A 14,571-nucleotide genomic window follows, 5' to 3' on the forward strand; every position below is an offset into this window, starting at 1 on the left:
GGCACTGTGATCGCCCGGTGCGGCAATTTGTCGCACCGGGCTGGAAATTGTGCTATGTTACCAATAGGCCATAATTTGTCCTGCCAACCAAATAGTTGAACTTGATGCTTCAATAATGGTTGAGATTGTGTTTATGTCAGGTATCCGCACGCGTCGAAACCGGTTGCAAGAGAAAGGAATAAAGTCCGCGGGATTGCTAAGACAGGTGCGGTTTTCTATCAGGGTTGCAACCCAACATCCCCCATATATATAACAGGAGAAAAAGATCATGTCTAAAAGAAAATCCATTATTTCCATAGCCGTTGGTTCTGCTTTTGCCGTTAGCCTCGGTGGCGCACCGGTCGTTTTTGCCGCTGATAGTCCCTTTGCCATGCAATCTCTCGACAGGGGCTACATGGTTGCCGACGCGCATAAATATGGCGAAAAGAAAAGTGGAGAAGGTAAATGTGGCGGTCAGGGCGCTTGCGGCGAAGGGCGGTGTGGCGCGTCCATGGCGGACGCAAATAATGACGGTAAAATCACCAAGGAAGAATGGACCGCGCATCATAACGCCATGTTCGAACATATGGATGCCAACAAAGACGGCTTTATCAGCAAAGATGAGATGAAGGGCAAAATGAAGGACGGCAAGTGCGGGGGCAGTAAGTAGGGAAGAGATAATTCCTGGTATTTATTCCAGCTGGGGACGATTTTTTCCAAGCGTGGCTTCTGCACGAGAAAAGTCGATCCCTCGGCTAACCACGCCCTCCAATCGCTCTCGAATTGTGACATAATATTTTCTCCAAAATTCAGGAGAAGATATCATGCGCAACAAGAAAACCATGATTTCCCTAGCGGTGGGTTCCGCTTTTGCCGCCGCACTTGGTGCGGCACCGCTCGCCTCTGGAGCTGACAGTCCTTTCATCGTGCAATCCCTGGATAGGGGTACCATGCTCGCGTATGCAGACAGGGTGGACCCCAATAAATATGGGGGCGGCGCAAAATCCGGCGAAGGCCGATGCGGCATGTCGATGGTGGACACCAATAAGGATGGCAAGGTCACGAAGCAGGAATTTCTGAAGCATCACGAAGCCATATTTGACAGGATGGATACCAACAAAGATGGTGCTGTCGACCAGCCTGAGGCAGACAGCTATGGAGGCGCCAGACCCAGCGGTGCACCCCATGCACCCGGTGCACCCGATACTGCGCCGCATGGCGGTATGAAAAAGTAATTCCTGATCCTTGATGGAATCCCTAGGCCGTGCCAGTGTGGGACTGGGCTTCCGGCGGGAACTCATTCCCGAGCTAAAAATACGTGTCCCTGCCGCTATTGATTTCTTTGAAATAGCCCCGGAAAACTGGATTGATTTCGGTGGCGTGGCGGGACGGGATTTGCGCCGCTTCACGGAGCGCTATCCCTTCGTCTGCCACGGACTCTCACTTTCCATTGGTAGCCCGGCCCCGTTGGATGAAGTATTACTGCACAAGATTCGGCAATTCCTGGATCGGCATCAGATTTCCCTTTATACGGAACATCTCTCATACTGTTCCGATGATGGCCATCTCTATGACCTGCTTCCAATACCCTTTACCGAAGAAGCGGTGAAATATGTCGCCGCACGCATTCGCCGTGCTCAAGATATCCTGGAGCGTCGTATTGCGTTGGAAAATGCATCGTTTTATGTGCGTGCACCCATTGCCGAAATGAGTGAAGCGGATTTCATCCGTGCCGTATTAATCGAAGCGGACTGCGACCTGCATCTTGACGTTAACAATGTGTACGTCAACAGCGTTAATCATGCTTGTGATCCCATCGAATTTATCTGCGCGATGCCTACGGAACGCATTGTCTACATGCATATGGCCGGGCATTATAATGAAGCGAAGAATCTGATTATCGACACGCATGGCGCGGACGTAATCGATCCGGTATGGTCATTGCTTGATTATGCTTACCACATACACGGGGTGGCCCCCACGTTGCTGGAGCGCGATTTCAACATTCCCCCCCTACATGAACTGATGCGTGAGGTCGAACGCATCGGTCTTATTCAGACTCGGTATGCAGGTATCAGCCATGTCCGCGCCGCTCCCTGAATTTCAGCGCTTCCAATACGCCTTCGCCGCACATATCCGTGACCCGAAGGCAAATGCCTGTCCACGGGGTGTTGAAGCGACGCATATGCGGATATATACAAGACTGGTTTACAACAATGTCGAGAATTTCTTATTGACCTGCTTTCCCGTGCTCAGAAAAGTACTGGGAACGCGCCGCTGGAAACGGGTCGTGCGCGCTTTTCTTGCCACACATCGCAGCCGCTCACCTTTTTTCAGGGAAATACCTGCAGAATTTATCCAGTACCTGCAAGCGGAGTGGAAGTCACCCCCAAACTATCCAGAATTCATGCTGGAACTTGCACACTATGAATGGATAGAACTGGCGCTTTCCGTTTCAATGGATGGTCCGGACTGGGATCATATCGATCCCGATGGCGGCCTGCTGGAACAACGACCCGTTCTGAACCCGGTGCTCGCCAATCTGTGTTACCGGTGGCCGGTGCATCGTATCCGCCCGCGCGCTCGAGTCATGCCGATAGAGACCTGCTTACTGGTATTTCGCGATGCCACCGATCAGGTCCAGTTCAGTGAGATCAACGGGTTTACGTCGCGCTTGGTCAGCCTATTAGAGACTGCCGAGCATACAGGTCAAACGGCACTCGAAATTGTCGCTGCGGAAAGCCGCCATCCCTCGCCCGAAGTCGTGATTCAAGGCGGATTGGCAATTATGCGCGACTTACAGGCACGAGGCGCGCTGCTGGGCGTTTTGCGTGAATAATGAATGATCCTGATCCGGAGTTGATCAGGGATGGCATGAAGCGCAACCCGCTGGATCCCAAAACAATTTCTTATCTCACGCTCGCCCACTACAACGAGCATGCCGAGCATTTCTGGGAAGGAACAAAAGATCATGACGTCAGCCAGAATATCACGGCGCTGCTGAGGTGTATCAAGGGTCAGCCTCCTTACGCCGTACTAGATTTTGGCTGCGGCCCGGGCCGCGATCTCAAGGTGCTTACCGAACTCGGCCATATCGCGGTTGGACTTGAGGGTGCCCCGCGCTTCGTTGAGATGGCTCGCAGCCATGCCGGTTGTGAAGTATGGTGTCAGGATTTTATGGGACTCGATCTGCCGCATGAATACTTCGACGGCATATTCGCGAATGCCTCGCTGTTTCATGTTCCTGGATGTGAGCTGCCGCGTGTGCTGGCAGAATTGTGTAACACGCTGAAGCCGGATGGCGTGCTGTTCAGTTCCAACCCGCGCGGAAATGACGAAGAGGGCTGGACCCACGGGCGTTATGGTGTATATCATGATATTGAAAGATGGCGAGGTTATATGACCATTGCCGGGTTTGTCGAAATTACCCACTATTACCGTCCAGCTGGCCGGCCGCGTGCCCAGCAGCCGTGGTTTGCCAGCGTATGGCGCAAGGCGGCGATGGAGTAGCCTGCAGGGTTCAGGTTTATTTCATCGAATGAAAATAAAAAAAGATGTGATAGTGATAGGCGCTGGCGCGGCCGGAATGATGTGTGCGATCGAAGCCGGCAAGCGCGGACGCTCGGTTATGCTGTTGGATCATGCATCGAAGCTCGCGGAAAAAATTCGTATTTCCGGTGGAGGACGATGTAATTTCACCAATCGCCACACCAGGCCTGAAAATTTCCGGTCACACAATCCGCATTTTTGCCGATCCGCGCTGGCACGTTTCACCCCGCAAAACTTCGTGATGCTGGTGGAGAAGCACGGCATCCATTATCATGAAAAAAAACTGGGACAACTATTTTGCGACGGCAGCTCGCAGCAGATCATCGATCTGTTGCGACAGGAGTGCGATGCGGCGGGCGTCGAATGGCAAATTCCATGTCGAGTGAACAATACAAGCCGTATCCACGCCGGTATAGCTCCCGGCGGCAGATTCCTGCTGGAAACAGATCGTGGCATCTTGACGGCGGATTCATTAGTCATCGCAACCGGGGGCCTGTCCATTCCTCAAATCGGCGCAAGCCCCTTCGGCTACCATGTCGCCAGGCAATTTGGCATCGCTGTGACGCCGCTGCGGCCAGCGCTTGTTCCGCTGACTCTCTCACTGGATCAACTGGCAACCATCGCCGGACTTCCAGGCGTCGCGATTGACGCGGCGGTGAGTTGTAATGGAGCATGCTTTCGGGAGAACCTATTATTTACACACCGTGGTTTGAGCGGTCCCGCAATATTGCAGGTTTCTTCCTATTGGCAACCGGGAGTCACGATTCATGTCGACCTGCTACCGGATCTCGATGCGGCGTGGTTGCTCGATCACAGGCACAGCCCCGGGCTACTGTCCAATCTGATAATGCAATATCTGCCCCGGCGCTTCGCACAGGCATGGTGCGACGACATTATGCCGGGCCAGTCCGCCCGGCCGATAAACCAGTACAGTGAAGCCGGATTGAAGCAGATTGCCGCTCAATTGCATGATTGGCAAATCATGCCCAGTGGTACCGCTGGATATAAGAAAGCGGAAGTGACACTGGGCGGGGTGGACACCCGTGAATTGTCATCAAAGACGATGGAAGCGAGAAAAATACCCGGATTATATTTTATCGGTGAAGTGGTGGATGTGACGGGACATCTTGGGGGATTTAATTTCCAGTGGGCTTGGTCGTCCGGTTATGCGGCAGGCCAGTTCGTGTAATCCAGTCCCGTTTCATCAGATATCCCGTACCATGGTTCCATGCTGATATATTTCCCATAAATATAAATCGGAATCCCGATTGCCTGAAACGCTGCCAATATTTTCAGGTAAGACGCCGGCTGGCATCTTGCCCTTGCGGCCACGTCGGAATGAGAACAAAACCGGATTAACGGCCACGTCCGCCCGAACGCTGCAGGGCGGGCATGCGACCCGCAGCAGGTTTTGCCGGGATCCTGGCTGCTGGCTGCTTGGCACTTGGCTGGCCTCGTCGTTGGCCGCGACCATGTCGCCCCGGTGACTCGGGCAGTATGCGGCGTTGTCCACCGTTGCTTCCATTCATGATTGGCTCCGCTTTAATGCCCGGATCGGGCTCGAAACCCGCGATGATCTGTTGAGATAATTCCCGCTTGATCAGCCTCTCAATGTCAGCGAGCAGTTTAAATTCATCCACACAAACCAGCGACACCGCTTCGCCGTCAGACCCGGCGCGGCCAGTGCGCCCGATGCGATGGATGTAATCCTCCGGCACGTTAGGCAGCTCGAAGTTGACCACGTGGGGGAGTTCGGAAATATCTATTCCACGCGCCGCGATGTCGGTTGCCACCAGCACCTGCAGGCTACCCGTCTTGAATTCAGCCAATGCGCGAGTGCGCGCTGATTGGCTTTTGTTGCCATGTATGGCGAGTGACGGGATACCGCTTTTGATCAGATACTCGGCCAGTTTGTTGGCGCCATGCTTGGTGCGGGTAAACACCAGTACCTGCGACCAGTCGTGCTTCTTAATGAGATAGGCAAGCAGATCACGCTTTCTTTCACGGTCCACCGGATGCACCACATGCGTCACATTGTCGGCGGTGGCGTTGCGGCGCGCTGCTTCAATTTTCACCGGCTTGTTCAGGAAACTGGCAGCCAGCGTCTGGATTTCGTCGGAGAAGGTTGCCGAGAAAAGCAGGCTCTGGCGCTGTTTGGGCAGTAGCGCGAGTATCTTCCTGATCTCGCGAATAAAGCCCATGTCGAGCATACGGTCCGCTTCATCCAGCACCAGGATCTCAACATGTGACAAGTCGAGAGTTCGTTGCTGCACATGATCAAGCAAGCGTCCCGGAGTGGCTACCAGAATGTCCACACGACTCTTCAGGCGGGTAATCTGAGGATTAATGCTAACCCCGCCGATCATCGTCATCGAATTCAGTTTCAAGTATTTGCCGTACTTCCGGACGCTTTCCTCCACCTGTGTAGCCAGTTCGCGCGTGGGAACGAGAATAAGTGCACGTATCGGCGGCCGGCCGCTGGATGGACCTTTTACACTCTTATCGGATAAACGATGCAGGATGGGCAAGGTGAAGCCGGCGGTTTTGCCGGTACCGGTTTGAGCCCCGGCCATTAAGTCGCTGCCAGCCAGTACAGCGGGGATGGCTTGCAGTTGAATGGGGGTTGGCTCGGTATAGCCGCATTCAGTTACGGCGCGAATGATTTCGTCGGACAGACCGAAGATAGAGAAAGACATAAAACTCCTGGGGTAACATCGGCCTGTCGCCCCGGTAACGAGACGCCAGTCTTAGGCAGACGGGTATGGTTTGAAAAACAGAATGGGCAGCGTGAAGACTTGGAGCGAACGCCGCAGGTTAGGATTGTAACAGATCACGTCCCGGGGCGCCGTTTAGCCGAGATGCGTTTTTTCTCCGTACGAAGCCCGGGGGGATCGGGAGTTACCGGATTAAAGCACGTAGCGGGCTAAATCCTCGCTTTGGGACAGGCTATTGAGTCGTACATCCACGTATACGGCATCGATGACGATGGTATCGCCACTGTGTTTCTCGGCGTCGAAGGAAACGTCCTCCAGAAGTTTCTCCATCACGGTATAAAGACGTCTCGCGCCAATATTCTCGGTTTTTTCGTTAACCGCAAAAGCGATCTCCGCCAGGCGTTTAACCGCATCGGGTGTAAATTCCAGCTTGATTCCCTCGGTTTCCAGCAGCGCCTCATATTGCCGTGTCAGACAGGCGTCGGTATTGGTGAGGATTTGCACAAAATCGTGAGCACTAAGACTGGCCAGCTCGACGCGAATGGGGAACCGGCCCTGCAATTCGGGAATCAGATCGGAAGGCTTGGCGAGATGAAATGCGCCGCTGGCAATGAACAGGATATGATCAGTTTTGATCATGCCGTATTTCGTGGAAACCGTGGTGCCTTCCACCAGCGGCAACAGGTCCCGTTGCACCCCCTGACGCGATACGTCCGCTCCGGAAGTTTCCGAGCGGCTGGTGATCTTGTCGATTTCGTCGAGGAACACGATACCGTTCTGCTCGACATTTTGCACTGAACGAAGCTTCAATTCCTCATCATTGACGAGCTTGGATGCTTCTTCATCGATAATAAGCTTCATTGCTTCACGGATTCTCAGCTTACGGGTCTTTTTTCTTTCCCCGCCCAGATTCTGGAACATACCTTGAATTTGCGTGGTCAGTTCTTCCATTCCCGGCGGCGCAAAGATTTCCATGTGGGTATGGGCCGCTGAAATTTCGATTTCAATTTCCTTGTCATTGAGTTCGCCTTCGCGCAGCTTCTTGCGAAATTTCTGCCGGGTGGCATTGTCGCCTTCGCCCGCTTCCATTTGCGAGCCTATCTCCCTTGCCGCTGGCAGCAGCACATCGAGGATACGCTCTTCAGCATGATCTTCCGCACGGGCCCTCATCTTCTGGGTTTCCTGCTCGCGGGACTGCTTGATGGCGGATTCCACCAGATCACGAATAATGGAGTCCACATCGCGCCCGACATAACCCACCTCAGTGAATTTGGTCGCTTCCACTTTGATGAATGGAGCATCGGCAAGTTTTGCGAGACGGCGTGCGATTTCGGTCTTGCCGACTCCGGTAGGGCCGATCATGAGGATATTTTTTGGCGTGATTTCCTGCCGTAAAGGATCCATTACCTGCTGCCTGCGCCAGCGATTTCGGAGCGCAATGGCCACGGAGCGTTTGGCGGCGTCTTGACCGATAATGTGCTTGTCCAGCTCGTGGACGATTTCCTGCGGGGTCAATTGGGACATGGTTTCAGGGTATCGGTAATAAAGTGGCGGGATCTATGAAACCTGAGGAGAGAAGCAGGCTGGAACTGATATACGGAAGTAAGGGGGGCTTCGCCGGAGGTGTTCGGCAAAAGATACTGCATCTTCCCCTGTTTCATTACGTCCCACCGGTTACGTTTAGCTTGCACGCTACTCCAGAACTTCGATTATATGGTTCTGATTGGTATAGATACACAGGTCGCCCGCTATGGTAAGCGACTTCTTGACGATTTCCAGCGGTGTCAGGCTGGTATTTTCCAGGAGCGCGCGCGCTGCGGAATGAGCGTAAGAGCCTCCGCTGCCGATTGCGGCAAGCCCCAGTTCAGGCTCAATCACGTCACCCGAGCCTGTAATGATCAGTGTGGTTTCGGGATCCGCGACAACCAGCATTGCTTCCAGCCGGCGTAAAATGCGGTCGGTGCGCCAATCCTTGGCCAGTTCAACCGCCGAACGCATGAGGTGTCCCTGATGCTTCTCAAGCTTGCCTTCAAAACGTTCGAACAAGGTAAAAGCATCGGCTGTACCGCCTGCAAATCCCGCCAGAATTTTGTCATGGTAGAGCCTGCGCACCTTGCGGGCGCTGGCCTTGGCTACGATGGCGCCCAAGGTTACCTGGCCATCGCCCCCGAGCGCCACCTGCGTTCCGCGCCGGGCCGAAAGTATGGTAGTACCGCGAAATTCTGGCATGTGTCAGCGCGAAATGAGTGAGATCGCAGATTATACCTAAATCCGGCGGTTGACCGCTCATTTTTAAGTCATTTTGAGTTAAACGCCGCGACCCGTCATGATTCTTGCTCCACTTGAACTCCACCTGTCCGGTGAGTTCACATTGCTGTGTCGTTGGCAACGCCCAGGAATGGAGATTAACCCTCCTTGTACCTCGCCCCCGCATTCCAATAACCGCATGCTATCCCGCCTGAATACCGGATTCGGACAGGACGTCGATGCGTCGAGAAAAAAAGCTGTACGGATAGCAACCTGCCGGACTCATTCAGAGGCCCTCATTTCCGGCTTTGATTCCCCTCCCTTTCTTCTTGGCGCGCGGATGCGCAGCATCATAGACTTTCGCCAAATGTTGAAAATCAAGATGAGTATAAATTTGTGTGGTGCTGATGCTGGCGTGTCCCAGCATTTCCTGCACTGCGCGCAAGTCGCCACTGGACTGCAGCAGGTGGGAGGCAAATGAGTGCCGCAGAACATGAGGATGGATATTGGTGCTGATTCCTTGCCGCGACGCCTGAATTTTTAACCGTTGACTGACTGACCGCGGACTGATGTTTCTTCCATACCGCGACACGAATAACGCAGTTGCGCCGGGTTTGACCAGCACTTCGCGCAGTTTTATCCATTCGCGCAGGATGCGTGCCGCCTGGCTCCCTACGGGTACTATGCGAGTCTTGCCGCCTTTTCCGGTAACGCGCGCCGTACCGTCGGAAAAACTCAGGTCCCTCGGCTGCAGGCCGGTAAGTTCAGCCAGCCGGAGTCCCGAGGAATAACACAGCTCGAACATGGCTTTGTCCCGTAATGCCATTGGGTCATTTTCAACGGGAAAGTCCAGCAGCTTCGCTGCCTCGTCGGGTGAAAGAGTATGGGGCAACGCTCGGGGCGATTTTGGGGCGTGTACCCCGGCGCATGGATTGCAGGTATAGCCGTGATGACGCGCCAAATAGTGGTAGAAGCCACGCCATGCAGACAGCATTCTAGCCAGGCTTCTGCCGGAAAATCCCTTTCCGTGACGCTGGGCGACAAAGCGGCGAATATGATGAATTCGCAATTGATCGAGCGATGTTTCATTCGCGAAGTTGAGCAGGATCGCAATATCATGCGCGTAACTTTTGCAGGTGAGCGATGACAAGCGCCTTACATTGAGAAGATGGGAAAGATAGGCGGCCGCGAGTACAGCCTGGTTATCTCCGGACGTCATAGTAGCCATTATGCTGAAGTTATTTTCGGATATTCATACGTTTTTTCGACTTCTAGAATTGTCGAGCCGGTTTGTATCGTACCAATGCAGCGCTTACCAATTCTCCAAGCTGCGTCAGATATAGGGTTCCCATTTCGGGATAGAAGCGCTGCGGGTCTTCGCTTGCCATCACCAGCAGACCGATGGTTTGCTCCGCTCGCAAAGGCACCAGTGCAAACGAGCGCAGGTGACCCGCACTTTCCCCGAACCAATTCTTGATTTCCTCCAGTACGTGAAGGCCGCAACAGGGATGCACCAGGCTTTCCGTCATGATGTGAATATCAGCACTGGTTTGAGTGAATTCCGGAAGCTGCGGGCTTTCGGCGGTCAGGTTCCATAGCCTTAGTGTCATATGAGGTATGGAAAAATCCTCATGCAGATTAAAATTCAGTCCGTGCAGCAGATCTTTCAGGTCCGTGAAGGTAAGCAGCATTATGGCGAGACGATGCATTTTCTGATTGATGGCGCCGTTTTCCTCGCCAAATCGGACCAATTCACCCAGTTTGTCCTGAAGGATATGATTCTTGTCCCGAAGTGCAATGATTTGCCGCTCGCTGATGGGAATGGCTCCGCCGCCGTGCAGGTGAGGAACCCGGATGTCTGCCAGCATGCCGGCATGCTCCTCAAAAAATTGAGGGTGGTCCCGCAAATACTGGGCGACTTCTTCCGAGCTGAATTTCATGTTTCTCCCCGGTTCAATTTTTAGGATCCGAATAAATCCCGAGTTTGCGGCAGACTTATTCAGAGAATCTTTAAGTCGATCTCTCCATCAAATACGGTGGTAGCAGGTCCCGTCATCCAGACCGGTTGATTTTCACCTTCCCAGCGGACGATCAAGTCGCCGCTGCGAAAACTGACTTTAACCTTTGACTCCAGCAATCCGCGTTGAATACCTGCCACCACGGCGGCGCAAGCTCCGGTGCCACAAGCCAGCGTTTCACCCGCACCGCGCTCATACACCCGCAGACGGATATGACTGCGATCAATCACCTGCATATATCCGGCGTTGACCCGCTTGGGGAAGCATGGATGCCGCTCAATCAGTTCACCTTCGGTCAATACCGGAGCATGATCCAAGTCTGCTACCCATTGCACCGCGTGAGGGTTCCCCATGGAAACAGCGCTGATTTCCACCTGCCTGCCGTCGATATCGAGTGGATAAGTCAGTGCGCGCTTTTCGGCGGCAAAGGGAATCTCCCGCGGCTCAAATTTCGGTGCGCCCATATTGACGGTCACTTCACCATTGGCCTCCAATCTGGGAATGATCAGGCCGCCATGTGTTTCCACGCGGATTTCATTTTTATTTGTCATCCCGCGGTCATGCACATAGCGAACGAAGCAGCGCGCACCGTTGCCGCATTGTTCCACCTCGCCGCCATCGGCGTTGAAAATGCGATAGCGAAAGTCAGCGTCGCCTTCAGCGGCTTCTATCAATAGAATCTGATCACAGCCGATGCCAAAATGACGGTTGGCGAGCAGGCGCAGTTGCTCAGGGCCCAGAAATGGGGATTGATTTATCCCGTCAATAACGACGAAATCATTGCCCAGTCCATGCATCTTAGTAAATTTGAGTTTCATTAATGAGCCACCCATTTCATCGGACAATTCCGCCCGCACCGGAAAAGCCAACGAATATATCCCTCCCGGTGCGAGTTTGTTACAGGAAGATACCCCTGTCAATCGGCCGCCATGCCGGCACCATGGCTCCTTTCACTGCAAAAGCCCCTTTGCAGGCGAAGTGCGGTCAACGAAGACCCCTGTGTCGCACGCCGGAGGATGCGGAAAGAGAAGGAAAAGAAATCAGGCGCATCATCATGACCGTGGTGATATACGCTTGGCACGAGCCGCGGCCACATGTACCGTCGCAGGGGCGATACTGCACGGATATGAGCAAAGCGGAAGTTGTATAAGCTGACTGTACTATTGTCTCTCTTCTTAATACGCGCGTAATTTGGTATTCTACAGTCCCTTCATAAAACTATATGCGGCTGGATAACATGAGTGAATACCTTTTTACTTCCGAATCCGTATCTGAAGGCCACCCCGACAAGGTGGCGGATCAGATTTCCGACTCAATTCTGGATGCCATCCTGGCTCAGGATGCCAACGCGCGAGTAGCCTGCGAGACCTTGTGCAGCACGGGTCTGATCGTTATGTCAGGGGAGATTACCACCGAGGCCAACGTTGACTATATGCAAGTCGCGCGCTCGGCCGTCAAGCGTATCGGTTACAACAGCTCCGATATTGGGTTTGACTATCATACCTGTGCCGTGTTGACTGCTTTCAACAAACAGTCCGCTGATATTGCACAAGGGGTAAATCGCAGTAAGGAAGAGGAAATGGATCAGGGGGCAGGCGACCAGGGACTGATGTTTGGCTATGCGTGCGACGAGACGCCGCAATTGATGCCGATGCCGATTTACTATGCCCATCGCTTGATGGAGCGGCAAGCGGAGCTGAGAAAAGATGGACGCCTGCCGTGGCTGCGTCCGGATGCCAAGTCGCAGGTATCGGTACGCTATCTGAATGGTAAGCCGCAACGCATCGAAACTGTAGTGATATCCACCCAGCACAATCCGGACATCTCCCACGCGGAACTGAGTGAAGCGGTAATCGAGGAAATCATCAAGCCGGTACTTCCGAAAAATATGCTGAATGGTCAGACTCGTTATCTGGTCAACCCTACCGGCCGCTTCGTGGTGGGCGGACCAATGGGCGACTGCGGGTTGACCGGCCGCAAGATCATCGTGGATAGCTATGGCGGGACGGCGCACCATGGCGGCGGTGCTTTCTCTGGCAAGGATCCATCCAAGGTGGATCGCTCCGCAGCCTACGCCGGGCGTTATGTCGCCAAGAACATCGTTGCCGCGGGCATTGCCAGCAGATGTGAAGTGCAGATAGCCTATGCTATCGGTGTGGCACGACCGGTTTCACTCATGGTTGATACTTACGGAACCGGCAAGATTTCCGACGATAAAATCGTCAAGCTGATCGAACAGCATTTTGACTTGCGTCCTCGTGCTATTATTCATACTCTTAATCTGCTGCGTCCAATTTACCAGAAGACTGCCGCCTATGGCCACTTTGGGCGGGATGAGCCGGAATTCACCTGGGAGGCCACCGATAAAGCCGCACGACTTCGCGCCGATGCGGGAATCGAGGTCGCGGTTGAGGCATAAGCAGAGAAGGTCATGTTAGCTTCAATTCCTCCCCCACTGAGGAGCGCTGCGACGGGCAGAGTCCCGCGAGGCTCGGCGGGGGAGAATCGCAATAACGGCGCTCGTTCATTTTTTAGGAGATTTGTTCCATGAACGCTGTGCTCAGTCCTGCATCTATACCTGCCCCCGCCTCTACGCTTATGAGCAGCGAATTTACCGATTATAAAGTTGCCGATATGTCCCTGGCGGAATGGGGGCGCAAGGAAATAGCCATTGCTGAAACCGAGATGCCCGGCCTGATGGCGCTACGGGAAGAATATGCCGGCGGAAAACCTTTGGCAGGCGCGCGTGTTGCCGGTTCGCTCCACATGACTATTCAGACAGCGGTGCTGATCGAGACCCTGATCGAATTGGGAGCGGAAGTGCGCTGGGCTTCGTGCAATATCTTTTCCACCCAGGATCATGCGGCGGCGGCCATCGCAGCGAAAGGCATTCCGGTTTTTGCCTACAAGGGTGAGTCGCTGGATGATTATTGGGAATATACCCACCGCATCTTTGAGTGGTCCGGTGACGAGCAATCGAGTGCGAATGGTACGCCCAATATGATTCTGGACGACGGTGGCGATGCAACGCTGCTGATCATTCTTGGCAGCAGGGCGGAAAAAGACCCATCGGTCATCGCCCATCCAGCCAATGAAGAAGAGCATGCATTGTTCGCGGCAATCCGGAAAAGACTGGATACTCAGCCTGGCTGGTATTCCTGCAGACTTGCGAATATTCGTGGTGTAACGGAGGAAACGACTACCGGCGTTCACCGTTTATACGAAATGCAAAAGAAAGGGGAGCTGCCATTCCCGGCATTCAATGTCAACGACTCGGTTACCAAATCCAAGTTCGATAATCTTTACGGTTGCCGTGAGTCGCTGGTGGATGGCATCAAGCGTGCTACGGATGTGATGATTGCCGGCAAGATTGCACTGGTGTGTGGCTATGGCGACGTGGGCAAAGGCTGCGCCCAATCCTTGCGTGGTCTGGGAGCAACCGTGTGGATTACCGAGATCGATCCGATTTGCGCGCTGCAAGCGGCCATGGAAGGTTATCGTGTCGTCACCATGGATGAAGTTTGCGATCAGGCTGACATTTTCGTCACCGCTACCGGTAACCTGCGTGTCATTACCCATGATCACATGCTGAGAATGAAAGACCAGGCCATTGTCTGCAATATCGGCCATTTCGATTCTGAAATAGATATTGCCTCTGTCCAGAAATATCAATGGGAAAACATCAAGCCACAGGTGGATCATGTCATTTTCCCGTCAGGCCGGCGTATCATCGTACTGGCGCAGGGGCGTCTGGTGAATCTGGGTTGCGCCACCGGCCATCCCTCGTTTGTCATGTCCAGTTCATTCACCAACCAGGTGCTCGCGCAAATGGAGCTTTGGCAAAATGGCACCCGTTATGAAAAAAACGTGTATGTGCTGCCCAAGCATCTGGACGAGAAAGTGGCGCGTCTGCACATCAAGAAGCTGGGGGTCAAGCTCACCGCGCTTACCGATGAGCAGGCGAAGTATCTGAATCTGGATAAAAACGGACCCTATAAGCCGGCGATGTACCGGTACTGACATTCCAGGATCTCAGAGCGGCGGGGAGAGAAAGAGATGGCTAA

14 protein-coding genes and 1 riboswitch are annotated in these 14,571 nt (G+C 53.7%); of the genes, 8 read left to right on the forward strand and 6 right to left on the reverse strand.

Annotation, left to right across the window (positions count from 1 at the left end; all coding sequences use genetic code 11):
• Positions 1-268: 268 nt before the first annotated feature.
• The 6 genes from EBAPG3_RS03625 (at position 269) to EBAPG3_RS03650 (ending at position 4,717) form a co-directional block, all read left to right on the forward strand.
• Entirely contained in the window at positions 269-649 is a 381-nt protein-coding gene (locus tag EBAPG3_RS03625) for an HvfA family oxazolone/thioamide-modified RiPP metallophore (RefSeq protein ID WP_004181134.1), read from the forward strand.
• Positions 650-803: 154 nt separating this feature from the next.
• Positions 804-1,214, forward strand: a complete 411-nt coding sequence (locus EBAPG3_RS03630; protein WP_004181135.1) for an EF-hand domain-containing protein — start codon at positions 804-806, stop codon at positions 1,212-1,214.
• Between the two features lie 13 nt (positions 1,215-1,227).
• A complete protein-coding gene (locus EBAPG3_RS03635) occupies positions 1,228-2,079 on the forward strand; it encodes an HvfB family MNIO-type RiPP peptide maturase (RefSeq protein ID WP_004181137.1) in 852 nt (283 codons plus the stop codon).
• Positions 2,060-2,818: an HvfC family RiPP maturation protein gene (locus tag EBAPG3_RS03640; protein WP_004181139.1), complete on the forward strand. Its 759-nt coding sequence runs from the start codon at positions 2,060-2,062 to the stop codon at positions 2,816-2,818. Before EBAPG3_RS03635 ends, EBAPG3_RS03640 begins: the two co-directional genes overlap by 20 nt.
• The gene (locus EBAPG3_RS03645; protein ID WP_004181141.1) at positions 2,818-3,489 is read left to right on the forward strand and encodes a class I SAM-dependent methyltransferase; all 672 of its coding nucleotides are present in this window, start codon (positions 2,818-2,820) and stop codon (positions 3,487-3,489) included. The genes EBAPG3_RS03640 and EBAPG3_RS03645 overlap by 1 nt, the downstream gene beginning before the upstream one ends.
• Before the next feature lie 28 nt (positions 3,490-3,517).
• Positions 3,518-4,717: a BaiN/RdsA family NAD(P)/FAD-dependent oxidoreductase gene (locus tag EBAPG3_RS03650; RefSeq protein ID WP_085921907.1), complete on the forward strand. Its 1,200-nt coding sequence runs from the start codon at positions 3,518-3,520 to the stop codon at positions 4,715-4,717.
• Between the two features lie 166 nt (positions 4,718-4,883).
• Here EBAPG3_RS03650 and EBAPG3_RS03655 read toward each other — a convergent pair whose 3' ends face one another.
• From EBAPG3_RS03655 to dapF, 6 genes are all read right to left on the reverse strand, one after another.
• The gene (locus EBAPG3_RS03655) at positions 4,884-6,224 is read right to left on the reverse strand and encodes a DEAD/DEAH box helicase (RefSeq protein ID WP_004176572.1); all 1,341 of its coding nucleotides are present in this window, start codon (positions 6,222-6,224) and stop codon (positions 4,884-4,886) included.
• 210 nt (positions 6,225-6,434) lie between these two features.
• The gene (hslU, locus tag EBAPG3_RS03660; protein WP_004176574.1) at positions 6,435-7,766 is read right to left on the reverse strand and encodes an ATP-dependent protease ATPase subunit HslU; all 1,332 of its coding nucleotides are present in this window, start codon (positions 7,764-7,766) and stop codon (positions 6,435-6,437) included.
• Positions 7,767-7,934: 168 nt separating this feature from the next.
• Positions 7,935-8,471, reverse strand: a complete 537-nt coding sequence (gene hslV / locus EBAPG3_RS03665) for an ATP-dependent protease subunit HslV (protein WP_004176575.1) — start codon at positions 8,469-8,471, stop codon at positions 7,935-7,937.
• A 304-nt stretch (positions 8,472-8,775) separates the two neighbouring features.
• Positions 8,776-9,708 (reverse strand): tyrosine recombinase XerC, encoded by a 933-nt coding sequence (gene xerC / locus EBAPG3_RS03670; protein ID WP_004176576.1) that lies wholly within the window; start codon positions 9,706-9,708, stop codon positions 8,776-8,778.
• Between the two features lie 52 nt (positions 9,709-9,760).
• Positions 9,761-10,429, reverse strand: a complete 669-nt coding sequence (locus EBAPG3_RS03675; protein ID WP_004176578.1) for a DUF484 family protein — start codon at positions 10,427-10,429, stop codon at positions 9,761-9,763.
• Between the two features lie 59 nt (positions 10,430-10,488).
• Complete coding sequence (dapF, locus tag EBAPG3_RS03680) at positions 10,489-11,325, reverse strand: diaminopimelate epimerase (RefSeq protein ID WP_040851883.1); 837 nt, start codon at positions 11,323-11,325, stop codon at positions 10,489-10,491.
• Between the two features lie 419 nt (positions 11,326-11,744).
• Here dapF and metK point away from each other — a divergent pair, with 419 nt between their 5' ends.
• Together metK and ahcY are read left to right on the forward strand one after the other, a co-directional pair.
• Positions 11,745-12,926: a methionine adenosyltransferase gene (gene metK / locus EBAPG3_RS03685; RefSeq protein ID WP_040851876.1), complete on the forward strand. Its 1,182-nt coding sequence runs from the start codon at positions 11,745-11,747 to the stop codon at positions 12,924-12,926.
• 32 nt (positions 12,927-12,958) lie between these two features.
• Positions 12,959-13,036: riboswitch (S-adenosyl-L-homocysteine riboswitch) on the forward strand.
• A gap of 69 nt (positions 13,037-13,105) precedes the next feature.
• Positions 13,106-14,527, forward strand: a complete 1,422-nt coding sequence (gene ahcY, locus EBAPG3_RS03690; protein ID WP_085922079.1) for an adenosylhomocysteinase — start codon at positions 13,106-13,108, stop codon at positions 14,525-14,527.
• Positions 14,528-14,571 lie beyond the last annotated feature (44 nt).

The organism is Nitrosospira lacus (assembly GCF_000355765.4).
Taxonomy (GTDB): Bacteria; Pseudomonadota; Gammaproteobacteria; order Burkholderiales; family Nitrosomonadaceae; genus Nitrosospira; species Nitrosospira lacus.